Source organism: Oleiphilus sp. HI0086 (assembly GCF_001635225.1).
Genome location: NZ_LWFZ01001480.1, coordinates 1 through 22,043, shown reverse-complemented (window position 1 = coordinate 22,043; position 22,043 = coordinate 1). Strand labels below are relative to the sequence as shown.

General features: G+C 44.1%; 23 protein-coding genes. 16 read left to right on the top strand and 7 right to left on the bottom strand.

Annotated features, from left to right (window positions below):
- Nucleotides 1–263 precede the first annotated feature (263 nt).
- The 11 genes from A3756_RS25150 (at nt 264) to A3756_RS25095 (ending at nt 12,581) form a co-directional block, all read left to right on the top strand.
- Complete coding sequence (locus A3756_RS25150; RefSeq protein WP_231872305.1) at nt 264–1,481, top strand: imelysin family protein; 1,218 nt, start codon at nt 264–266, stop codon at nt 1,479–1,481.
- 63 nt (nt 1,482–1,544) lie between these two features.
- A complete protein-coding gene (locus tag A3756_RS25145) occupies nt 1,545–3,011 on the top strand; it encodes a di-heme oxidoredictase family protein (RefSeq protein WP_068554986.1) in 1,467 nt (488 codons plus the stop codon).
- Nucleotides 3,011–4,069: an imelysin family protein gene (locus tag A3756_RS25140; protein WP_068511215.1), complete on the top strand. Its 1,059-nt coding sequence runs from the start codon at nt 3,011–3,013 to the stop codon at nt 4,067–4,069. Before A3756_RS25145 ends, A3756_RS25140 begins: the two co-directional genes overlap by 1 nt.
- On the top strand, nt 4,069–5,205 hold the full coding sequence (locus A3756_RS25135) for a DUF1513 domain-containing protein (RefSeq protein ID WP_068511217.1): 1,137 nt from the start codon (nt 4,069–4,071) through the stop codon (nt 5,203–5,205). Before A3756_RS25140 ends, A3756_RS25135 begins: the two co-directional genes overlap by 1 nt.
- Nucleotides 5,206–5,326: 121 nt before the next feature.
- On the top strand, nt 5,327–7,216 hold the full coding sequence (locus A3756_RS25125) for a methyl-accepting chemotaxis protein (RefSeq protein ID WP_068764726.1): 1,890 nt from the start codon (nt 5,327–5,329) through the stop codon (nt 7,214–7,216).
- 286 nt (nt 7,217–7,502) lie between these two features.
- Nucleotides 7,503–8,294 carry a metalloregulator ArsR/SmtB family transcription factor gene (locus tag A3756_RS29390; protein WP_068511223.1) on the top strand — a complete coding sequence of 264 codons (792 nt, stop codon included), beginning with the start codon at nt 7,503–7,505 and terminating at the stop codon, nt 8,292–8,294.
- A 25-nt stretch (nt 8,295–8,319) separates the two neighbouring features.
- On the top strand, nt 8,320–9,312 hold the full coding sequence (locus A3756_RS25115; protein WP_068511225.1) for a permease: 993 nt from the start codon (nt 8,320–8,322) through the stop codon (nt 9,310–9,312).
- A gap of 11 nt (nt 9,313–9,323) precedes the next feature.
- Nucleotides 9,324–9,560: a thioredoxin family protein gene (locus A3756_RS25110; RefSeq protein ID WP_068554984.1), complete on the top strand. Its 237-nt coding sequence runs from the start codon at nt 9,324–9,326 to the stop codon at nt 9,558–9,560.
- A gap of 45 nt (nt 9,561–9,605) precedes the next feature.
- Nucleotides 9,606–10,625, top strand: a complete 1,020-nt coding sequence (locus A3756_RS25105) for an ArsJ-associated glyceraldehyde-3-phosphate dehydrogenase (RefSeq protein ID WP_068511229.1) — start codon at nt 9,606–9,608, stop codon at nt 10,623–10,625.
- A gap of 17 nt (nt 10,626–10,642) precedes the next feature.
- Nucleotides 10,643–11,869: an organoarsenical effux MFS transporter ArsJ gene (arsJ, locus tag A3756_RS25100; RefSeq protein WP_068511232.1), complete on the top strand. Its 1,227-nt coding sequence runs from the start codon at nt 10,643–10,645 to the stop codon at nt 11,867–11,869.
- A 64-nt stretch (nt 11,870–11,933) separates the two neighbouring features.
- Nucleotides 11,934–12,581 (top strand): thioredoxin domain-containing protein, encoded by a 648-nt coding sequence (locus A3756_RS25095; RefSeq protein ID WP_082865497.1) that lies wholly within the window; start codon nt 11,934–11,936, stop codon nt 12,579–12,581.
- Nucleotides 12,582–12,627: 46 nt separating this feature from the next.
- On the opposite strand, the gene A3756_RS25090 is transcribed toward A3756_RS25095, so the two are convergent.
- The 5 genes from A3756_RS25090 to A3756_RS25070 all read right to left on the bottom strand — a co-directional run bounded on the left by A3756_RS25090 (nt 12,628) and on the right by A3756_RS25070 (nt 17,362).
- Nucleotides 12,628–14,874, bottom strand: coding sequence for an EAL domain-containing protein (locus A3756_RS25090; RefSeq protein ID WP_068511234.1), 2,247 nt, complete (start codon nt 14,872–14,874; stop codon nt 12,628–12,630).
- 156 nt (nt 14,875–15,030) lie between these two features.
- Nucleotides 15,031–15,459 (bottom strand): CBS domain-containing protein, encoded by a 429-nt coding sequence (locus A3756_RS25085; protein ID WP_068511236.1) that lies wholly within the window; start codon nt 15,457–15,459, stop codon nt 15,031–15,033.
- Nucleotides 15,456–15,806: a P-II family nitrogen regulator gene (locus A3756_RS25080; RefSeq protein WP_068511238.1), complete on the bottom strand. Its 351-nt coding sequence runs from the start codon at nt 15,804–15,806 to the stop codon at nt 15,456–15,458. The genes A3756_RS25085 and A3756_RS25080 overlap by 4 nt, the downstream gene beginning before the upstream one ends.
- A gap of 44 nt (nt 15,807–15,850) precedes the next feature.
- Nucleotides 15,851–16,645, bottom strand: coding sequence for a DUF1538 domain-containing protein (locus A3756_RS25075; RefSeq protein WP_068554982.1), 795 nt, complete (start codon nt 16,643–16,645; stop codon nt 15,851–15,853).
- 15 nt (nt 16,646–16,660) lie between these two features.
- The gene (locus A3756_RS25070) at nt 16,661–17,362 is read right to left on the bottom strand and encodes a DUF1538 domain-containing protein (protein WP_068511339.1); all 702 of its coding nucleotides are present in this window, start codon (nt 17,360–17,362) and stop codon (nt 16,661–16,663) included.
- Between the two features lie 385 nt (nt 17,363–17,747).
- On the opposite strand from A3756_RS25070, the gene A3756_RS25065 reads away from it, so the two are divergent.
- The 3 genes from A3756_RS25065 (at nt 17,748) to A3756_RS29385 (ending at nt 19,117) form a co-directional block, all read left to right on the top strand.
- Nucleotides 17,748–18,335, top strand: coding sequence for a hypothetical protein (locus A3756_RS25065; RefSeq protein ID WP_068511242.1), 588 nt, complete (start codon nt 17,748–17,750; stop codon nt 18,333–18,335).
- Nucleotides 18,336–18,517: 182 nt separating this feature from the next.
- Nucleotides 18,518–18,922, top strand: coding sequence for a hypothetical protein (locus A3756_RS25060; protein WP_068554980.1), 405 nt, complete (start codon nt 18,518–18,520; stop codon nt 18,920–18,922).
- Nucleotides 18,923–19,000: 78 nt separating this feature from the next.
- On the top strand, nt 19,001–19,117 hold the full coding sequence (locus tag A3756_RS29385; protein ID WP_082865496.1) for a PEP-CTERM sorting domain-containing protein: 117 nt from the start codon (nt 19,001–19,003) through the stop codon (nt 19,115–19,117).
- A gap of 105 nt (nt 19,118–19,222) precedes the next feature.
- Here A3756_RS29385 and A3756_RS25055 read toward each other — a convergent pair whose 3' ends face one another.
- Both A3756_RS25055 and A3756_RS25050 read right to left on the bottom strand, forming a co-directional pair.
- The gene (locus A3756_RS25055; protein WP_068511245.1) at nt 19,223–19,510 is read right to left on the bottom strand and encodes a hypothetical protein; all 288 of its coding nucleotides are present in this window, start codon (nt 19,508–19,510) and stop codon (nt 19,223–19,225) included.
- 49 nt (nt 19,511–19,559) lie between these two features.
- Complete coding sequence (locus tag A3756_RS25050; RefSeq protein WP_068511247.1) at nt 19,560–20,225, bottom strand: SDR family oxidoreductase; 666 nt, start codon at nt 20,223–20,225, stop codon at nt 19,560–19,562.
- Between the two features lie 80 nt (nt 20,226–20,305).
- Here A3756_RS25050 and A3756_RS25045 point away from each other — a divergent pair, with 80 nt between their 5' ends.
- Nucleotides 20,306–20,686, top strand: a complete 381-nt coding sequence (locus A3756_RS25045; protein ID WP_197475850.1) for an acyl-CoA thioesterase — start codon at nt 20,306–20,308, stop codon at nt 20,684–20,686.
- A gap of 55 nt (nt 20,687–20,741) precedes the next feature.
- Nucleotides 20,742–21,932, top strand: coding sequence for a Na+/H+ antiporter NhaA (nhaA, locus tag A3756_RS25040; protein WP_068511248.1), 1,191 nt, complete (start codon nt 20,742–20,744; stop codon nt 21,930–21,932).
- Nucleotides 21,933–22,043 lie beyond the last annotated feature (111 nt).

The following is a 22,043-nucleotide window of genomic DNA, read 5'->3' as shown; positions in this document are numbered from 1 at the left end:
TGCGCTAGATGACAAGCGTATTGATGCGCTAGTCGCATTTTTAAAACTACTGACAGATAAACGATATGAAAGCCTAATCACTGACTAGACTATAAATCTTATTGATAATACTTATCATTTAGAATATCATCTTCGCCATATTGGTCCATTAGGTCATTTTTAAAATTAACTTTCAGGGGTTATCCATGCTTTCTCTAAAATCATCCATTAGAAACTTTGTCCTCACAGGCTCAGTCGCCGCTATGGGCCTATCCGGCTGCGGAATGATGGAAACAAAAGAAACTAGCCAAGCTTCAGTTATCGATACTTATATTGATATCGCTAAAGAAAACTATCAGGACTCGCTAAGCGCCGCTCAAGCACTGCAAGCTCAAGTCAATGAATTTCTAGCTAATCCTAACGAAGCCAATTTGCAAAAAACTAAAGACGCTTGGATTGCGGCACGCGCGCCTTACCAACAGACAGAAGTCTACCGTTTTGGCAACGCATCGGTTGATGATTGGGAAGGTAAAGTCAACGCATGGCCTCTTGATGAAGGTTTGATCGACTATGTTGATGCTTCATATGGTGCTGAGTCTGATGAAAACCCATTCTATGCTGCTAACATCATTGCCAACCCTGCACCAATGATTGGCGGCAAGAAAGTAGATGCTAGCCAAATTACACCAGAACTACTTGCAAACACTCTGCATGAAATTGACGAAGTTGAGTCTAACGTTGCAACGGGTTATCACGTCATCGAATTTTTGCTGTGGGGCCAAGACTTAAACGGTAACAACCCTGGTGCTGGCTCTCGCCCAGCAAGCGATTTCTCACTTGATAAGTGTACCGGTGGCAACTGTGAGCGCCGTCGTCAGTACCTTCAAGCAGCAACAAGCTTATTGATTTCAGACCTAGAAGACATGGCCAATAACTGGAAAGAAGGCGGAGCATCAGTTGCTGAGCTAACCGCTAAAAGCGAAGCAGGTGCCTTGGCAACCATGCTGACAGGCATGGGTAGCCTTGCGTATGGCGAGCTAGCTGGCGAGCGGACTAAGCTTGGCTTGATGCTACACGATCCTGAAGAAGAACATGACTGCTTCTCGGATAACACTCATAACTCCCACTACTATGACGCCTTGGGCATCAAGAATGTCTATATGGGTCAGTATGAGAGCATCAACAACAACTCAGTAGATGGTGCAAGCCTTTCTGACTTAGTGAAGCAAGCAGACCCAGCACTGGATGCTGAAATGCTGGGTAAGCTTAATGCTACTCAAGCGACGGCTCAAGCAATGGTTGACGCGGCGGCTAAAGGCCAAGCTTTTGATGTATTGATCGGTGAAGGTAATACTGCGGGCAACCAAATCGTTCAGAACTTTGTTGATGCACTCGTTGCTCAAGCCAAAACAACTGAAAAGGTCATTCAGGTCTTAGGCCTCAGCAATATTGATTTTGAAGGTTCTGACAGCCTGGACAACCCTTCTGCTGTAGCAGAGTAATTAACAACTAGGTGACGCACCTGTTTATTTACGCCCGCCTAACAAGCGGGCGTTTTGGTAGCTATGAATAAAACCATCTTCGCACTTCCTCTTTTAGCGGTCAGCTTTTTACTCTACATAAATGCTGACTCGACCCTCGCTTCAAATAGCAAACTCCATAGTGCCAGAGAACTCTACCCATCAGGTCAACATAGTGCTGGCCAAAGCAAACAACGAAACAGTTTTGATCATCCCTCCCCCCTTCTGGATATGGAGACAAAGCTCGACTTTAAAATCGGCCGGGCCATCTTTGAAAAAATTTGGGTATTTGCCCCCTCAAGTACGACCGCAAGTGATGGCTTAGGCCCACTCTACAATGCAAGATCCTGCTCCCGTTGCCACGAGAAGAATGGTCGAGGCATATTAAAAGAAGAAGGTAAAACCTCCCCTGCACTATTTCTTCGGCTTAGCACTCCAGCCAAAACTGCCGAGCAAAAACGAGCACTGGAAAGTGGCCTCATAGGGCTAATACCAGAGCCTACTTATGGCACTCAGCTACAGACCTTTGCCTACCCGGGTGGACAAGCTGAGGCACAGCTACGAGTCAGCTATACAGAACAAAAAATTCAGCTAAGCGAAGGCGAAATGGTTAGCCTAAGAAAGCCGGATTACCAAATCATAGCGCCTCAGTATGGCCCAATGGATGAAGATTTGATGATTTCGCCACGTATTTCCTCGCCCATGATCGGATTGGGTCTTATCGAAGCGATAAATGAACAGGACATTCTTTCTAAAACCGACCCAGACGACAGTAACCAAGATGGTATTTCAGGCAAAGCCAATTGGGTTTGGGATCAGCAAAAACAAGCACCGGCACTTGGCCGTTTTGGCTGGAAAGCAGGCACCCCCAACCTTCGTCAACAAAACGCTAGCGCGTTCAAGGGGGATCTCGGCATTAGTACACCGTTATTTCCACAACATTGGGGCGACTGCACTCCTTCACAAACAAGCTGCCGAAAACAAGCCCATGGAAACCGCACCCGCCAAGCCCCGGATATCAACCACATGGAAGCGCCAAAGGCGATGACCGATGCTTTATTGCTGTATACAAGAAATATCGCGGTACCCATTCGAAAAATAGACAATGCAGAAATGGTCAATAAAGGAAAAGCCGTCTTTCACTCCGCTGGCTGTGCCGCGTGCCATACTCCAAGCTATCAAACATCCGGGCATACTGAGCAAACTTCTCTTAACATGCAAACCATCTGGCCTTACACCGATCTATTACTGCATGACATGGGGCTAGGGCTGGCGGACAATCGACCCGAGTTTAAGGCAAACGGACAGGAATGGAGAACCGCTCCACTTTGGGGGCTCGGTTCAGACAAATACGTAAATGGCAGCCATTTTCTTCTGCATGACGGCCGCGCACGCAGTATACTTGAAGCAATTATGTGGCATGGCGGCGAGGCCGAATCTGCCAAGCAAGCCGTACAAACAATGCCCCAAGAGCAACGCGCACAACTGCTTACTTTTTTGGAATCACTTTAATGAACAGAACCTCTACGATTTCCAGTATTTTCTTAGCTTGTATCCTCTCATTTGTATGTCATGCCGCCCCAAGTGAAGCTGACTGGAAAAACTTCAACCATGCGACAGTTAATAGCTTTGTTATCCCGTTTTATCAATCGCTTAGCGCTGCCTCTCAGGCTTTGCAGCAGAGCACCCAAGGCCTCTGCCAAAGCCCTTCTCAAGAGGCGCTAGATAATAGCATCGGTGATTTCCACAAGACGATGGATGCCTGGCAATCTATTCAAAATATCACGTTTGGCCCCATAGAGTTTTCAATGCGCAGCCATAGCTTACAGTTCTGGCCCGACAAGAAGAATCATATCGGCAAACACCTAGGTGTTCTTCTAGCAAGTGACGACAAAACATTGCTGAATGAAGATAAATTCCAGCGTGTCAGCATTAGCGTTAAAGGCTTACCCGCGATTGAAAGAATTCTTTTCAAACAATCGGCGCTCAATGAACTCAAGGCAAATAAGTTCCACTGCGATGTATTAACGACGATCTCTCAGAATGTTTCGACGATCAGTACATCACTACATAGCGAGTGGCTTAAGCATATGCGTGGCCAGTTTGCCGACGCTAAACAACTAGACGGCTACTTCGAAGACGACATCGACGCCGCCACAGCTTTATTAAAAACAATGATCGAACCCTTGGAAGTCATACGAGACTTAAAGCTTAAACGCCCGCTTGGCAGCGCGTTTGGGAAAGAAAAATATAAGCGACTGGAATCATGGAGAAGCCAACGCTCATTGCGCAATATTGAGTTGAATATTCTTAGCCTTCAGCTTATGTTTGAAGGGCTAGCCAACATACTCCCCCCTGAAAGATACCATTCAATTAGCCATCAATACACGGCCCTGGTCGATGCAATTAAGCAGATCAATACACCTTTGGAAAATGCAGTCAGAACAGCTGAAGGCTACCAGGCAACATTAGACATCTATAAGAAAATAGGCACCTTACACAAGGAGCTCGAAACATCAGTATCGGCCTTGGGTATTCACCTTGGCTTTAACAGTCGAGATGGTGATTAATGACTGACAAACTCTCGACATTAGAAAACACAAGGCTAAGCCGAAGACAGCTCCTTGGATCTATAGTCGCAAGCAGCTTACTCAGCCCATTCAATGCCTTCGCCAAGGAAAACGACTCAGAATTGCTCATTAGTGCAGCTAGGGATAGACACGGTCAGCATTGGGTAATTTGCTTACAAGGAAATGGCGAACCTGTCAGTCGGCTTAAGCTTCCCGCCAGAGCTCACCAGGTGATCAAGCACCCTCATAAAGAAGAAATAGCAGTCATTGGGCGGCGTCCTGGTCAATACATAATCGTATCTTCAATCAAATCAGGCAGAGTGATAAAACATATTCAGCCTGAACAGGGTTTCCACTTCTACGGGCATGCTCTTTACACACCTGATGGACGTTATTTGGTCAGCACTGAAAATCACATAGATTCGGGTCAAGGAAGGCTTTTTGTGAGAGATGTGCTCAACGATTATCGCGTACACGCCCAGCTCTCAAGCCATGGTATTGGTCCACATGAAATAAAGCTCTGCAGCGACACGGATACTTTAGTTATTGCCAATGGAGGTATTCTCACACACCCGGATAAAGGTCGTGTAAAGCTGAACCTCGATACCATGTCCCCTTCACTAACTTATGTCTCGCTTACGAGTGGTGACTTACTAGAGCAAGTAAAGTTAAAAGAGGAATACCACCAGCTGAGCATTCGTCACATCGATATCAACCAAAGAGATGAAGTGGTGATCGGCCTACAGTATCAAGGAGATAAAACTGACAGCGTTCCCTTGGTTGCCCACCACCAACGAGGGAAAGACCTCAAACCTCTTTGGGCACCCGATGATGTTAATTATGCCATGAAGCATTATTGTGGCAGCGTTTGTTTTGACCCCATAGGAAAAACTGCCGCGGTTTCCTCACCCAAAGGAGATTTGATTACCTTTTGGGACTTTGATCAATTAATCTATTTAAGCAGTCTTCGTTGTAAAGATGGCTGCGGTTTAACCAGCTATCGAAACAATGAATTTGTTATTTCCAACGGCTTAGGCAACCTTTACCACTACAACAATACAACAAAAGAACTTAGTCAAAACTTATCCAACCCAGGCCTCAAAATTGCCTGGGATAACCATCTCTTGAGCGCCTAAACACACAAATACAAAAGTCCATTTTTCAAGCTCCTAAAAGTCAAAACTCAACTATACTATCTGTGATACAGCTCAACTTCATAGGTAACGAGCTTCTGGAATAGGCAATAGGGGGTCAAATATGTCCAAACTGTTAGATAACATATCAATTAAATCTAAGCTCTTATCAATCTGCACTATTACATTAGTTGGTATGCTTACAATCATCTTAGTCGAGCTCAATTTTAGCAAGACACTATCAGAGTCAGCTTCTTCGCTTGTGTCCATTGAAAAGCTTAACTCTAACATGCTTACCTTGAGACGGAATGAAAAGGACTTCCTCACCAGGAAAGATGAAAAATACGTCACACGATTCTCTGATAATGTTGCAAAGCTAAACAAAGAAATTAGCGAACTAAAAGTATTAAACAACTCACTTGGGTTTGACACTGAAGATAATCTCACCAAATTAGGCGACATAATAAAAAGCTATCATCAAACTTTTTTAACCATATCGAAAACTCAAAAAGAAATAGGATTAACACCTAAAACCGGGCTTTACGGTACTCTTCGAGCATCAGTACACAGTGCTGAGTCCGCTATTACTGAGCTAAAAGACTACCAACTGCTTGCGGAAACACTTATGTTACGTCGTCGAGAAAAAGACTTTATGCTGCGACTAGACACAAAATACATCGATAAGTTTAATACTGATATGGCGGCAATAATGTCTACTTTGGATAGCAGAGCGCTACCTTCGCAAATTAAAGACCAGGTCAGAAAAAACCTGAACGCTTACGCTTATGACTTTAGAAAGCTAACGGTTAAGACACAAGAACTTGGATTAAGCCCCGAAACAGGCTTGCTCGGTCAGCTACGTGCTACCATCCATCAAAGCGAGGAACAGCTTACTTCGTTATCTGCCATGATGAACAGTTCGTTAGAGGCAACCAAAGCACGAAGTAAGTCAACCTTCTATATGATAACCGGCGTACTGACTGTGATTATTCTTATTATTAATTTAGCCATATTCCGATCCATCAATGCTCCTATCCAAAGGCTAACCCATGTCATGCGAAAGATTAATCATGATAAGGACCTGACAATTCGCTCAAACATAAGTGGCTCACACGAAATCGCTGAGCTATCCCAACACTTCGATGAAATGCTAAGCAGTTTTGAGCATGTATTGGAGCAGATTCACCAGGCTGCAAGTCAAACAAGCCAGTCTTCTGCTGAACTGACAGTCGCTAGCCAAGATAATTCAAGAAGCCTCGACGAGCAACAAGCTCTTATTGAACTTGTCGCTACAGCTATGACGGAAATGGCTGCTTCTATTTCAGAAGTCGCCGAAAATATCGTCAGCACCTCTGAAAGCGCCAATGAAGCCTATGACGAGACAATCTCTAGTAAAGAAACTGTTAATACCGCCGTCAATGTCGTCGAGTCATTAGAGCAGACAACCAGTAATACAAAAACCGTACTAGATGAACTAAGACAGGATTGCGTAGACGTCAGTAAAGTTATGGAAGTAATTCGTGGTATTGCTGAACAAACCAACCTTCTAGCACTTAATGCTGCCATTGAAGCCGCGAGAGCAGGTGAACAAGGCCGGGGTTTTGCGGTCGTCGCAGATGAAGTCAGAACATTGGCAGGTAAAACCCAAGAATCAACCGAAGAAATTGACATCATCGTTAATAAGCTTCAAGAAAACGCTGAAAATGCGGTGGGTGTGATGGAAGAAAGCCTCTCTAAGGTCCATGAAACTGTAGAGCAAGCCAATACCGCCAACCACTCATTGGAAAATGTCACCAATATGGTCAATCAAATCAATAATATGAGTACCCAAATCGCGACAGCCGCTGAAGAACAAAGTGCTGTGGCTGAAGATATGAGTGAGAAAATTGTTGGCATTAAGGATCACGCTGAAGTCAACACAGAAAATGCTGGCACCACTCGCGTACTGTCTGAGCAACAAGCTGAATTCGCGATTGAACTGGAACAACTAGTCAATCAATTCAAAGTCTCCTAATCATCAGCAAGCTATACTCAATAGCCTGTATACGATGGAATTAAATTATCACTAATCTGTAATGAGCGAACCCTAATGGTCTCGCTCTCTTTCTTTAACCGGCTGCTTCCCTACACACTAATATTATTCCTATGTCCGATTAGGCTCAACCTCAGTTTGAGTCTGTTATCAATACCATTTTTATATGGCGAATCGCGAATCAAGTTTTTCTAATTTTAAATATATGTTTTTTCATATATACTTTTATTCATATATAAATATATCATCAAGATGAATCATATCTATTATGAAGAAGCGCGTACTATTTCTATGCACCGGTAATTCAGCTCGCTCACAAATGGCTGAAGCCCTACTCAATTACCATCACGGTAATCGATTCGAAGCGTTTAGTGCTGGCACAAACCCTGAAACAGTTCACCCGCTAACCTTGGCAGCTCTTAAAACTCACGGTATCGAAAACATTCATCAATCAAAGCATATTGACGAACTCGCCGGGCAACATTTTGATTACGTAGTTACCCTTTGTGACAGGGCGACTCAAGAATGTAAATCACTCGGTGCAAAAGAGAAGAAATTAGAATGGAGCTTCAGTGACCCTAAGGTATCTAAGGGTGATGACCTAAGCGACATCGAACGTTTTCATATGAGCTTAACTGAAATAAATCGTCGAATTAATAGCTTTGCTGCAATCGAAAGTAATCAAGCAATACTTGATGCTCAACATTCAAACGAGCTATCGCCATTACAATTATTCAAGAGTCTGAGCGATGAGCTGAGGCTTAAATGCCTAATGCTGATTCAATATGAAGGTGAGCTATGCGTCTGTGAACTGATGGCAGCATTGGAGTATGAGCAACCTAAAGTTTCCCGGCACCTGGCACTACTCAAAAAAGCAGGCATTCTGACAGACCGGCGCATGGGGCAATGGGTATTTTATAGGATAAACCCTAGTCTACCATCTTGGGCTAAGTCAGTTTTAGCACAAACATGCGACGCCAATATTTCAGAATTCAGTATGAACATCAGGCGACTAGAAACGATGAAAACCCGTCCAGATAGAGTGCTTTCATGCAATTGATATTCTTCAACGAGGGTAGATAAACATGTTTCAGATATTTACTGATCTTGCCGCCTGGTTTGTTTTTGACATATTGGGTTTGAGCCCGGAAACCAAGCTCGGTGACGCCCTGCATTTTTTTGTTGAAGATGTTAGCAAAATCTTTGTTCTGCTCGTTGTTATGATCTACTTAATTGCACTGATACGCGCCTCCCTCAACATTGAACAAGTCAGAGATTACCTGGCACAAAAAAATCGAGGGATTGGCTACCTAATGGGTTCGAGTTTTGGCGCAATCACGCCGTTTTGTTCCTGCTCCAGCATTCCCGTATTCCTAGGTTTCACCTCAGCGGGTATTCCCGTAGGAATTACTATGTCCTTTTTGCTTACCTCACCACTCATTAACGAGGTGGCCATACTGTTACTGCTAAGTCTACTAGGCTGGAAATTCACCCTTATTTACGTATTGGTGGGCATGACGGTTGGGATCCTTGGCGGCCTATTTCTAGACACCATCAAAGCCGAAAAATGGTTACAGTCTTTTGCTGCAGAAGCCCTCTCCAAAGCACAAGGAAAAGAGCCACAAACTACAGCATCAAAAGCTCAAGCGCTTGGCTTTCAACAACGTCATCAATTTGCAGTACGTGAGGCAACAGAGATTTTTGGCCGCGTATGGAAATGGGTAATTATTGGCGTCGGTCTCGGCGCTGCTTTACATGGCTTCGTACCAGATGGCTGGATCGAAGCACACTTGGGTGATGGGCAATGGTGGTCAGTCCCTGCAGCTGTAGTACTCGGTATTCCACTTTATTCTAATGCCACGGGCGTCATTCCGATTATGGAAAGCTTAATAACCAACGGGCTACCTGTAGGTACTACGCTCGCCTTTTGCATGAGTACTGTTGCTGCTAGTTTTCCAGAATTCATCCTACTCAAGCAAGTCATGCAGTGGAAATTACTTGGCACCCTATTCGTTATGCTCCTCATATCATTCACGCTCATAGGCTGGCTATTCAACGGCCTTAGCCCTTTTATATAAAGGAAAAGCTAATGAAAGCTTTTAAAGTACTCGGTACAGGCTGTGCTAAATGCACAAAAACAGCAGCCCTAATCCAGGCTATTGCGACAGAACTAGACCAGCAAATTCAAGTTAGTAAAGAAACCAGCCCTCAAGAAATTATGAACTATCAGGTAATGAGCACACCTGCCGTTGTTCTTAATGAGGAACTTGTTCACAGCGGGTCGATTCCAACTCGAAACCAAGTAACTGAGTGGCTAACAAGCTAACAGAGAAATTTGATCAAATAATTCTTATCTAAGGGATAAATCACTATGACCATCAAAGTAGGCATTAACGGCTTTGGCCGTATGGGTAGACTCTCACTCAGAGCTGCATTCGATTGGAAGGAGATCGAATTTGTTCAGATTAATGACCCGGCTGGCGACGCTGCTACACTCTCGCATCTGTTAAATTTTGACTCCGTACACGGTATTTGGGCTCATCAAGCAAGTAGTGAAGGTTCAAGCATACTTATCGGTGAGCATACGATTCCTTGCACACAAAATAAGACGATCTCTGAAACCGATTGGTCAGGCTGCGATATTGTTATCGAAGCGTCCGGCAAAATGAAGAGCAAGCAGGTACTTCAGGCCTATCTCGATCAGGGTGTGAAGCGCGTTGTCGTGACCGCTCCGGTCAAAGAAGAGGGTGTACTAAATATTGTGATGGGTGTGAACGATGACCTGTATGACCCAGAGGTCTACCCGATTATTACTGCTGCATCATGCACAACAAACTGCCTGGCGCCGGTGGTTAAAGTGATCCATGAAAGTCTAGGTATTAAACATGGCTCAATGACAACTATTCACGATATTACCAATACCCAGACCATTCTCGATGCGCCCCATAAGGATCTGCGACGTGCACGAGCCTGTGGTATGAGCCTGATTCCAACCACCACCGGTTCAGCTACGGCGATCACTCATATCTTTCCAGAGTTAAAAGGTAAGTTAAACGGTCATGCGGTACGTGTTCCATTAGCCAATGCATCGATCACTGACTGTGTATTCGAACTAGAAAAAGAAAGCTCGGTAGAAGAAGTGAACGCTCTATTAAAAAGTGCTTCTGAAGAAGCACTACAAGGCATACTCGGTTACGAAGAGCGGCCACTGGTTTCTATCGATTACAAAACCGATCCTCGTTCAGCCATCATTGATGCGCCTTCAACTATGCTGGTTAACGGCACTCAACTTAAGCTTTATGTGTGGTATGACAATGAATGGGGCTATGCCAATCGAACAGCTGAGCTGGTTCGTAAAGTCGGCCTCATCGACCAGAAAATTAATCACTAAGGCCATATTTGAAAACCATGAATATCAATAAACTCTCACCAGAAATTAAGCAATACCTGGTCGTAACAGGTAACTATTGGGCTTTCACGCTCACCGATGGCGCTTTGAGGATGTTAGTCGTATTGCACTTTCATGGCTTGGGTTACAGCCCGCTCGAAATTGCCATGCTGTTCTTGTTTTACGAGATCTTTGGTGTCATCACCAACCTTTTTGGTGGCTGGTTGGGCGCACATTTGGGGCTCAACAAAACCATGAATATTGGTCTGGCTCTGCAGGTGCTCGCATTGGCAATGCTGCTCGTTCCTGCCACTTTGCTCACAGTGCCTTGGGTCATGGCTGCTCAGGCTCTCTCAGGCATTGCTAAAGACCTGAACAAGATGAGTGCGAAAAGCTCGATCAAGCTGCTGGTTCCAAAAGATGCGCAAACTACACTGTATAAGTGGGTGGCAATTCTAACCGGATCTAAGAATGCCTTGAAAGGTGTCGGCTTCTTTTTAGGCGGCGCTTTACTGGCCACTCTCGGTTTTCAAGGTGCCGTTCTTGCTATGGCGCTAAGCTTGTTTGTGGTTTGGCTGGGTAGCATGTTTGCCTTAAAACAAGACTTAGGCAAGGCAAAGAACAAACCGAAGTTCACTGAAATATTTTCTAAAAGTCGGGCAATCAACGCCCTCTCAGCAGCTCGCTTATTTCTGTTTGGTGCCAGAGATGTTTGGTTCGTGGTTGCCTTGCCCGTTTATCTAGCGAGCGAGTTCGGCTGGAACCATTGGTCTGTAGGAGGCTTTCTTGCAAGCTGGGTAATCGCCTATGGTTTAGTGCAGTCCTTTGCCCCCAAGATTACGCAAAGCTCGACCAAGCGCGCCCCCGATGGCCATAGCGCGCTCGGCTGGGCGCTGCCTCTAATGCTGATACCCGCGGGCATCGCACTAGCCTTATCGAGCTCGCTTTCAGCACAGCTGGTGATCGTAATAGGTTTACTCGCCTTCGGCGCCCTGTTTGCTATAAATTCTTCTTTGCACAGCTACCTGATTGTGAGTTACGCCAGTGACGATGGCGTATCCTTAGATGTGGGTTTCTACTATATGGCCAATGCCATGGGCAGGCTAGTTGGCACCGTACTATCAGGTTGGATTTTCCAGTCTTATGGCCTTGAAGCATGTTTATGGGTATCGAGTACATTTATCGCCCTTTCGGCGACCATTTCACTTGCTCTTCCCAAACATAAAACGAACACAGTAAACACTTAAGCTTGAGCCTACGGTTCATGACTGTAAACTAGACCGCTTTCTTATTTGAACGGCCACAATTGTTATGAAAATGAATACCCGTGTTACGCTTATTTGTCTCTTGTTATCTCTGCCTTTGACTTGGTATACCTATCAACAAGATCAGAACTCCAAAGAAAGCCCGCAAAGCGACGAGCTCCTACAACAAGGAAGCATATATGAACGCCCTTACTCTCCGAGCTTTGGTCCTGCTGAGGCTAAAGTCACCATCGTTGAGTTTTTCGACCCAGCATGTGGTGCTTGCAGAGCTTTTTACCCTCTCGTAAAAGAGATTCAAGCAAGACATGAAAAGGATGTACGCATCGTACTTCGGTATGCAACCTTTCACCAAGGCTCTGAAGCTATCGTTAGAATGCTTGAAGCTGCGCGACTCCAAAACAAGTTCAAAGAGGTACTTGAAGCACTACTCATAGCCCAAGCCGAATGGACGGTTAACCATAAAGTTGTTGCGGATAAAGCTTGGCCTATTGCCGAAGCAGCGGGTTTAGATATTACACAGGCGAAAGCCGATATGACTTCAGATGAGATAAGCGCTCGCCTTCAACGGGAGAAGGACGATATTCGAGCTTTGCAAGTTAGCAAGACACCAACCTTTTTTGTTAATGAACAAGCGCTCCCCAAGTTTGGATCACAAGAGCTATACGATTTAGTTACCAAGGAACTCGCTAAATAATAATTGAGGTCAGAGTAAAAAATAATTTTTTACTCTGACCTCAATTTTAGTTCTCGCAACGCTTGGCTTTGGTAACCCAAGTAATAAACTCATGGGCAGGCATTGGTTTGGCGTGGTAATAGCCTTGCACGGATGAAACATTCTTCTCGGCAAGAATTTCCAGTTGCTCACGGGTCTCAACCCCTTCGGCAACAACCCTCAATCCGAAGCTTTGTGACAAAGAAACAATCGCATCAATAATCGCTGTCCCTTTGCTCTCTATCTGTTTGATAAAACTTCGGTCTATTTTCAACTCATCAATTGGAAAGGAGTGCAGATAAGCCAAAGAGGAATATCCAGTACCAAAATCATCGACAGAGAATCTAAAACCTTTGCTCTTAAGCGACTGCATTTTTTCAACAATCATCTCAACGTTTTCCATCAGCATACTTTCAGTGATTTCCAATTTAAACTTCGAGGTAGGTAGCGAAAACTCATCTACCACTAGTTTAATGCGTTCCTCCAAATCAACGTCGAATTGGCATGCGCTGATATTAATTGCCATCGTACACCTATCATGAGACGCTCCAGTCTCTTTTAGTGCAACGATCAACTCACATGATTCGCGCAGGACAATCTCTTGAATACGATGGATCGCGCCGGTCTGCTCAGCAATAGGAATAAATTTGTCGGGGCTAATTACCCCTTCCTCTGGGTGAATCCAGCGTACCAGAGCTTCTGCTCCTACTAAGGCTCCCCCCATATCCAACTGGGGCTGAAAGTAAGCTTCAAACTCATTCTTTGATATCGCTGCTTCAATATCACGCTCAATTCTTAATTGAAGGTCAGCCATTCTTTGCAACTCAGGGTCAAAGAATGCGTAGCGGTTACCACCTGCCTTTTTGGCTTTATACATCGCGGAGTCAGCACGTTTCAAAATTTCACTGGCGGAAACTGCTTTTTCATGGATCAAACAAATACCAATACTCGCACGCACGGCATAGTGAGCGTCCTGAAGAGTCAAGGTTTGCGAGAACACGTCTAATAAACTTTCAGCCAGCTTACTTGCTTCACGATGCACGTTATCAATATTTTTAGACTTAGACTCTAGTAAGACGACAAACTCATCACCCCCTAGGCGCGATAAATTTGTTTGGGGCCCAATGAATGGTTTCAGATTGTCAGCGATCTTGACCAGTAACTGATCACCGACCGTGTGGCCCAGCGAGTCGTTAATTCGTTTAAAATTATCCAGGTCCATAAATAGCAATGCGCCGATTAAATCATAGCGAGCAATTTTATCTACCGTGCAATCAAGATAATCATTAAACATTCTACGGTTCGGCAAGCCTGTTAATGGATCATAGTAAGCCAGCCTCTCAATATTTTCTTCTGCCTGCTTTTTTTCGGTAATATCTCGGGCGATCCACAGAACATGCTTTTTTTCTGGCTGCTCAGGCAAGTAATGATTGATCGGACAGATTCGCCCTTCAAAGACCCTGCGTCCCCCCTTCACTTCTAGAGTATATTCAAGAAATTCCAGCTCTGAATACTCGAGCGCCCGCCTAATAGCAGAAGTCAGCTGAACAGCGGTATCACAATCAATCACTTCTCGTATATTTTTACCGATAAGTTCTGAACTATTGACAACCAGTAGCTCACCATTGCCACCATAGATATCGATATAATTACCTTCTTCATCGAGAATGAGGCCCAAATCGGGAATGACGGAGATAAAAGCTTTGAGCTTTTCGTTGGATGTTTTTAGCTGGGCATTCAAGACTTGTTCACGCTGCATTGAATACTCTCTTTCAATTGCTATACGAGATAAGCCAGTGAAGTGATCAATTAACTTAAGGTCTTCAGGTTCAGGGAAGCGAATCTCGGGGTAATAAATAGCAAAGGTGCCCAAAACCTCACCTGTTGAAGAGACAATGGGCGTCGACCAACAAGCGACTAGGTTGTGAGGTAAAGCAAGGCCTTTAAAGTCCGCCCACAAGGGGTCTGTAGCGATATCGGCAACAATCACCTGCCGCTTAGTAAACGCAGCCGTGCCGCAAGAGCCAACGCTTTCGCCTATTTCGACACCATTAACAGCGTCACAATATGCCTTAGGCAAACTCGGTGCTGCGCCGTGGTGTAAGTTGTTCCCTTTCAATAAAAGAATCGAGCTCTTGCCGGCCTTGCTTGCCAAGGCCTGCTCGATTGAACTACAGATTTCTTCCAAGCACTCTGGTAGAGACGCGCCCGACGAAACCATTTCGGTAATCGATTGCTGAGCGCGTAATAATTTCTCCAGGACCTCTTGATCCATAACGACCCTCTATTGCATTTATTATTGTTATTTGTCGTTGTTACAGTTAAGACTGTCATCAGTATAGTCGAGAGTCTGAATAAATGGCTATTATAGAATTCGCAATTAGTCACTCACCCTAACAATCCATAGCCATCCAAAATACTGTAATACGCTTTAATCCAAGGTATGCTGCTCTACTAAAATACCTTCAAAAACCAAAGATTTATAACCTACCACACCCACTACTTTACCGTTTTTACCATCAATAACTGGCGCACTCGCCAAGCCAAACTGATCAAATAAACGAGCACAATAGCGCACATCCATTTCAGGTGGGACACTGACAACGGGCTTAGACATAATTTCATAGACATTAACGCGATCAGGTGACTTATCTTTTGCCAATACCTTTTTAGCGATATCTGACAGCATCACAACGCCGTACTCGTCATCCTCATTACGTTTTTTGATAATCACGTAGCTAGCATTATGCTCTTTCATTTGAATCAAGGCGTCTTTAACGGTCATCATGCCGTCCATTTCAACGTAGTTACTCCGCATGACATCCTTAATTTTAACAACCGTTTTATTGGTATGACTCATAACTCTTCCTCGACTTTAGCTGCAATAGATTGTATTTGGTGCGAGACGCCCACAGCATCTTCAACATCTAACTGTACGGCAATTCCCGTACCCGGACTGGTATCGAATTCGCCTACCTGTCCAATAGTCTCTAATATATGCCGGCTTAAGTGCTCTTCAACTATAAACAGCAAGACATCCCGTTGAGTCTCCAGGGTCAGGCCAAAAAAAGTCTTACTCTTTTTAATCCCTTCGCCTCTGGCATGGTTGATCACTGTGGCACCAGTCGCCCCAGCTTTTCGCGCAGCCTTCATGACCTTATCGGTTTTGTCATCCTCTACAAACACCAGCAATAATTTAAAATGCATGTACTTTCCCCTATTCGAAATTCTCTACAAACTCTGTACAGAGCTTATTCAGCTTGTGCCAAGCCCTGTTGTTGGTTTCGCTTAGCCAAATACTCAGTAATTTGCGCATAGGCCATCACCGACATTATTGGAAATAAGCTAGCAAAAGCGATTAAACCAAAACCATCAATCAAAGTGCTTCGCCCAGGTACTGTTTCAGCTAAGCCTAAACCCAAGGCTGCAACCAAAGGCACAGTTACAGTAGATGTCGTTACACCACCTGAGTCATAAGCCAAAGGCACGATCAGTTTGGGTGCAAAACAAGTTTGAATTACGACGACCACATAACCAGAGATAATAAAATAATGGATCGGAATTCCGGTAACGATACGATAAGTTCCTAAGGAAATACCTACTGCTACACCAATTGCGACGGCAATACGCAAACCCCAAATGCCGATCGCACCACCCGATACTTCATTCGCCTTGATCGCTACAGCTATTAGAGAGGGCTCTGCTATCGTGGTACTAAATCCTATGGCAAAGGCGAACAGATAGACCCAATAATAATCAAACCACTGAAGTGCATCGGCACCAATATCCCTCGCTCCTGCTATAAAAGCTGGATCAGTCAACTGTTGCGCCATTAATTTACCTAAGGGAAATAAGGCTCTTTCCAAACCGAGTAAAAATAGCGATAACCCGATCAGCACGTACAAGAAACCAAACAGCACCCTTTTCATATTGGGTATAGGCTTGCGAATCACAAGAAATTGAAAGCCAAACAATATAGCCGCGATAGGAATCACGTCTTTAATCGTGGCGAACGTAATGTCGATAATATCGTTGAGAAGTTCCATTAAGCGCCGAGCTCACTATATGATCATGCCGTAAGCCATCACGAATATCATCGGAGATAGCGACGCAAATGCGATTAATCCAAAACCATCAATCATCGGATTTCGGCCCTTGATTGATGAAGCCAAACCTACGCCCAACGCAGTCACCAGAGGAACAGTAATCGTTGAGGTTGTCACACCGCCCGAGTCATATGCAATCCCGATAATTTCCTTTGGTGCGAAACTCGTCATAATCACAACTAGAATATAGCCGCCAATAATCATCCATTGGATCGACCAGCCTGCAATAATACGCACCACACCCAGAACGATCGCCAAGCCTACAGAAAAAGCCACCGTAAATCGTAAGCCACTGGCATAACTTGTTTTAGCGGCTTCAGTTGCTTCGATCATGCCGCCTTCTGCGGCGACCGTTGCGGCTTCTGCAGCGACTGCTATCAAGGCAGGTTCAGCTATTGTCGTACCAAAGCCCAATGCAAAAGCAAAAGCAATCAGCCAAGCGACACTACCCTTCTTTGCTAAGGCATGAGCCATTGACTCACCGATCGGAAATAAGCCCATTTCCAGACCGAAAATGAAAAACGTCAAGCCAAGCAATACAAATATGACACCAATAATCATATCGACCAGGTTAGGTATCGGCTGCTGAAGTACTGCAAATTGAAAAAATGCAATAACAATTATGATCGGCGCCAGGTCTCTGAGACTACCTAGCATTGAACGAAAAATAGCGAGTATGCCTTGCTGCAAACTAAGTTCCCTTAATCTATACAAAGTTAGAAGTTGATAGCCCAAACAAGGTTTAGGCCCTAGAAACAAAACTCTAGAAATGAGTATAGGCCAATACTCACAAAGTGAAATTGACCTAAGACAATTTGAAAGCGCTTAGAGACCTTTACTTGTAGGTTTTACAAGGCCCAAGAACTCACTTAATCAGCAGCGACAAGCGTCGAATTACTTAACACTTATGATGTGACTTGCATCACAAAAAGAACCAATCATTACGATAAGCTACTGAAAAACATCACCAGACCTGAATAAAGTATTGTTATTGCATCAAGACTCTAGATTCTTAATCGACGCTTATTTCGAGGTGTATAAGATGTCTATTGTCAAAAGTCTCTTCCTATTTTTAGTTCTAATATTATCATCCAATCAAGCACTTTCACTTTCATGCGGAAGCAGTCTCAGAACAGCCGATCTAAGTCCTGCAACGAACTGTATAACGGGCCTAGGAAACCCCAGCATTAGTGCTATTAACGCCTTGTTTGACACCCCCCCTAGCTGGCAAAGAGTTAGCTCAGTAGAAGACAATACCTCTGGTGGTAGCGATGGCTGGTTTGGGGTGTCACTGGATCCAAACTCTAACTGGGGACAGAGCAATGTTTCTGGTGAATGGAGCTTAGATTCTGCCTTCTGGGATGCTTACAATGAGGGTGTAATATCAATGCGCGTAGGGAATGGAGGCGGAGACCCCGACTTTTTTGCTTGGAAACTGTCCGATGGAGCATCGACAGGAAGTTTCAGCTACGAGCGTCTAGCCGGTGGTGGAGGTGGTTTATCAAACCTAAAACTATGGGGACGAGTTACCGAAGTTATTCGCATTGAAGAACCTGCAAATATCGCACTCTTTATCATTGGCTTATTTGGCTTATTTGCCTCCAGACGCTTTAGCCAAACACACCCTTAATGTACATATGCGCAAGTTCACATTCACACAATTAACTGTCAGATTAGTTTACCCCCCCATAACAAAACCTTATTTTTTACACTTAAAAAGCATGATAATTAATTGTAGTTAAAGACAGAGGCAAATCATTGGTACAATTTATGCGTTAAAACCCTTATGTAAAATTATTAACAGGGAATATCATGAAAAATACTCTTAAAATAATATCAGGTATTGCGTTACTAAGCTTTGCCAGCCAATCTTTTGCAGCGATTTGTACTAGCGAAGGGCGAACTGCAGAGTTAACCATATCCACCGTCTGTGAATCTGGTAATGGAAACCCACACACTAACGATATCAACAATCTGTATGGTGACACACCTAGCTGGGAAAAAGTATCTGACATCGCAGGGTTTGAAGGTACTGACCTAAGCTTAGCTGATGGCCCATTACGAATCGGTTTAAATACAGGTTCTCTTTGGGGAAGCACCGACGTTACCGGAATATGGGGCATTCACAGTTCATTTTGGAGTCAGTTTGATGAAGCAGTGATCTCAATGCATGTTGGCGGAAACCCTCAAGATAACACTTCTGACTTCTTCGCATGATCCATTGCAACAAGCTCAACAACTGGCACGTTTGATTACAATCAAAGCTACGGAAATGGTGGCGGCTTATCTAACTTTATGCTTTGGGGAAGAAACACGGGTAACACAGTTGAGACTCCCGAGCCAGGCAGCATAGCTTTACTTGCTCTAGGCTTACTAGGTTTAGGTTTCTCTAGAAAGCTCTCTCAGCAGTAATAGTAAAAAATACGTTCTGGGTATTGATTACCCAGAAACACCTTACTTCTTACCCTCATAGATGACACCAGCACTGAGAATCACCAGATCAAGCTCTACGATAAACTAAAGATTGAGCTCACCGAAACTCTTATTGAAGTCCCTTAACTGATCATCTCCCCGGTCATACTCCGCCTGCCATAAAAGATCTTTATAATCTGATAGGACACGCTCTATAGATCGACTTAACTCATCGAAGTCTCCGTCCGCGACATAGATGGCCGCACGTACAATTCGATTTGTTACACGCCAATTTGTTTTAACAAACAAGGCCTCAATTTCATCTTTGGCCAGCAACCACTGCTTGCCAAAATCTCGCTCTAACTTATTTTGAATATCACCCAACAACTGCATTTCCACCTCACGAGGTTTGATTAAAAAGTGTCAGTTAAACCTCACTTAGCTACCAAGGCAGAACATCCCCATTTGAATGCCAGAACGTACCAGTATTCGTAAGATTCAACTCATCTACTCTCTGAGCTAAACGCTCAGCAGCTTGATCAGGGGTAATGTCGCCATAGCCTCCTATCATTTCAGTACCCACTAGACCCGGGTGGAAGACTCCGACAGCAATACCTTGATCTTCTAGATCCATCGCGAGAGAAACTGAGGCGATATTTAAGGCACACTTAGACATGCGGTAGCCATAGCGACCGCCACTGCTATTATCAGCTATGGATCCCATTCTACTGGTGATGATGGCAACCTTACCACCACTATCCAAATTGCCGAGAAGCGCCTCTGTTACTCGCAAGGGGCCTAATGCATTCACGCGAAACTGCTCTTCGAGCTGATCATAGTCGATATGCCCCAATACCTCATCTCGAAGAATTCCGGCGTTATTAATAAGAAGGTCTAATTTCACACCTTGAAGCTCAACACCTAGTCTAGCCACATCCTCTGCTTTGCTGACATCGATTCCTGCGATTATCTGGCACCCCAACGACAACAACTCTTCACTAGCTTCACGACAGACGGCATACACCGAGTAACCTTTAAACTTATAGTACTGACAGAAAGACAAGCCAATACCACGATTTGCTCCGGTTACAAGTATATTTTTTGACATGATATCTCCTACGAAATCTATTGGTGAAGCCGATAATAATATATAGAATATAACGTTATCGATTTATCTAAGGAGATGCAATGAGTCACGAAGCAACTAAAGCTTTACGCAGCATGCAACATCATAAGTTAGTATTACCTGAGCATATGAACCACCAAGGCTCCTTGTTTGGTGGCAACTTGCTGATGTGGATAGACGAAGTCGCCTATATGACGGCCGCCCTTCACTACCCAGGGCTGCGATTCGTTACCGTTGCACTCGATAATGTTGAATTCAAACATCGAATCGACTGTGGCGAAATAATTTGTTTTAAGGTCGACCTTGAGCGACAGGGAAACTCTTCAATTACTTATTTTATTTCAGTACGAAACGCTCGCGAAGACAAAGATACAGTTTTATTTGAAACTCGAATCACATTTGTATGCATTGATGAACTGGGTAATAAATGCCCTATTGAGTAACTACCAAGTAAATTACGACTTAAGATATAAGCATAAGTAAGGTCTAAGGCTAATCATGAATTCTTTACAAAACAACCATCCACAAAACTTTATCTCTGACTTTTTTAAGCTTGAGTCTGCCGGTGGAATATTACTAATTTTTGCAGCAGTCCTTGCCTTAGTGTTTGCTAATACGCCCTTATCTTCAATTTATGAATTGCTGCTATCAACCCCTGTAGAAGTCAAGATTGGCGCACTGGAAATCGCGAAGCCATTACTGCTATGGATTAATGATGGCCTGATGGCGGTATTCTTCTTTTTAGTCGGATTAGAACTAAAAAGAGAGCTATTAGAAGGCGAACTTTCCGACAAGCGAAATATAGTCTTACCCGGAATCGGCGCACTGGGTGGCATGCTATTTCCTGCACTTATATATGTTTACTTTAATTACGAAGACCCTCAGGCCCTTAGTGGTTGGGCCATTCCTGCTGCAACCGATATTGCTTTTGCCCTTGGTGCCCTGACGCTTCTTGGTTCCAGAGTTCCTACCTCGCTTAAAATATTCCTTACCTCTTTAGCAATTTTTGATGATATTGGCGCGATTCTGATCATCGCATTGTTTTACACGGATAAATTATCGCTAAGCGCGTTAATAATCGTTGCAGGCTGCATCCCTTTCCTAATTATCATGAACAAACGAAATGTCATCTCCAAAAGTGCTTATATTTTTATCGGTATCATTATGTGGGTTGCAACGCTTAAATCGGGCGTTCATGCGACACTTGCAGGTGTAGTTCTAGCGATATTCATTCCTATGAAATCTAGAGAGAACCCTTCGTTCTCGCCGCTTAAAGATCTGGAGCATGACCTTCACTCAGTCGTTGCTTTTGGAATTCTCCCCGTCTTCGCCTTCGCCAATGCTGGAATCAATCTATCAGGTATAGGTTTAGAGCAAATGCTTCATAACGTCCCCGTTGGCATCGCGCTAGGCTTGTTTGTCGGTAAGCAAGTGGGGATATTCGGTTTATGCTGGCTTGCCATTAAACTTAAACTAGCCCAACTACCTTCTGGCATGAACTGGCTTAGCCTGTATGGCACAGCGGCACTCTGTGGTATTGGCTTTACAATGAGCTTGTTTATTGGCTCACTTGCCTTTGAAGAAAGCGGAGTCAACATGATCTTTGATGAACGCCTTGGTATCGTCGTGGGTTCGCTGATATCTGGTATATTCGGCTTCTTTATCCTGAACAAAGCATTACCGAAATAACTGCTAGCTAAATTAGACTATATTCGCTAGCAAGCCTTTCATGGGGTCACATCAGACATAGATATAAGTGTCGATATTTTTTACAACCTATGAAAAACAACAAGACAAAAA

Excerpts from the sequence above, each read along its gene's own strand:
- A3756_RS25150 (WP_231872305.1), top strand. The coding sequence starts at position 264 with ATGATGGAAACAAAAGAAACTAGCCAAGCTTCAGTTATCGATACTTAT.
- A3756_RS25145 (WP_068554986.1), top strand. The coding sequence starts at position 1,545 with ATGAATAAAACCATCTTCGCACTTCCTCTTTTAGCGGTCAGCTTTTTA.
- A3756_RS25140 (WP_068511215.1), top strand. The coding sequence starts at position 3,011 with ATGAACAGAACCTCTACGATTTCCAGTATTTTCTTAGCTTGTATCCTC.
- A3756_RS25135 (WP_068511217.1), top strand. The coding sequence starts at position 4,069 with ATGACTGACAAACTCTCGACATTAGAAAACACAAGGCTAAGCCGAAGA.
- A3756_RS25125 (WP_068764726.1), top strand. The coding sequence starts at position 5,327 with ATGTCCAAACTGTTAGATAACATATCAATTAAATCTAAGCTCTTATCA.
- A3756_RS29390 (WP_068511223.1), top strand. The coding sequence starts at position 7,503 with ATGAAGAAGCGCGTACTATTTCTATGCACCGGTAATTCAGCTCGCTCA.
- A3756_RS25115 (WP_068511225.1), top strand. The coding sequence starts at position 8,320 with ATGTTTCAGATATTTACTGATCTTGCCGCCTGGTTTGTTTTTGACATA.
- A3756_RS25110 (WP_068554984.1), top strand. The coding sequence starts at position 9,324 with ATGAAAGCTTTTAAAGTACTCGGTACAGGCTGTGCTAAATGCACAAAA.
- A3756_RS25105 (WP_068511229.1), top strand. The coding sequence starts at position 9,606 with ATGACCATCAAAGTAGGCATTAACGGCTTTGGCCGTATGGGTAGACTC.
- arsJ (WP_068511232.1), top strand. The coding sequence starts at position 10,643 with ATGAATATCAATAAACTCTCACCAGAAATTAAGCAATACCTGGTCGTA.
- A3756_RS25095 (WP_082865497.1), top strand. The coding sequence starts at position 11,934 with ATGAAAATGAATACCCGTGTTACGCTTATTTGTCTCTTGTTATCTCTG.
- A3756_RS25090 (WP_068511234.1), bottom strand. The coding sequence starts at position 14,874 with ATGGATCAAGAGGTCCTGGAGAAATTATTACGCGCTCAGCAATCGATT.
- A3756_RS25085 (WP_068511236.1), bottom strand. The coding sequence starts at position 15,459 with ATGAGTCATACCAATAAAACGGTTGTTAAAATTAAGGATGTCATGCGG.
- A3756_RS25080 (WP_068511238.1), bottom strand. The coding sequence starts at position 15,806 with ATGCATTTTAAATTATTGCTGGTGTTTGTAGAGGATGACAAAACCGAT.
- A3756_RS25075 (WP_068554982.1), bottom strand. The coding sequence starts at position 16,645 with ATGGAACTTCTCAACGATATTATCGACATTACGTTCGCCACGATTAAA.
- A3756_RS25070 (WP_068511339.1), bottom strand. The coding sequence starts at position 17,362 with ATGCTAGGTAGTCTCAGAGACCTGGCGCCGATCATAATTGTTATTGCA.
- A3756_RS25065 (WP_068511242.1), top strand. The coding sequence starts at position 17,748 with ATGTCTATTGTCAAAAGTCTCTTCCTATTTTTAGTTCTAATATTATCA.
- A3756_RS25060 (WP_068554980.1), top strand. The coding sequence starts at position 18,518 with ATGAAAAATACTCTTAAAATAATATCAGGTATTGCGTTACTAAGCTTT.
- A3756_RS29385 (WP_082865496.1), top strand. The coding sequence starts at position 19,001 with ATGCTTTGGGGAAGAAACACGGGTAACACAGTTGAGACTCCCGAGCCA.
- A3756_RS25055 (WP_068511245.1), bottom strand. The coding sequence starts at position 19,510 with ATGCAGTTGTTGGGTGATATTCAAAATAAGTTAGAGCGAGATTTTGGC.
- A3756_RS25050 (WP_068511247.1), bottom strand. The coding sequence starts at position 20,225 with ATGTCAAAAAATATACTTGTAACCGGAGCAAATCGTGGTATTGGCTTG.
- A3756_RS25045 (WP_197475850.1), top strand. The coding sequence starts at position 20,306 with ATGAGTCACGAAGCAACTAAAGCTTTACGCAGCATGCAACATCATAAG.
- nhaA (WP_068511248.1), top strand. The coding sequence starts at position 20,742 with ATGAATTCTTTACAAAACAACCATCCACAAAACTTTATCTCTGACTTT.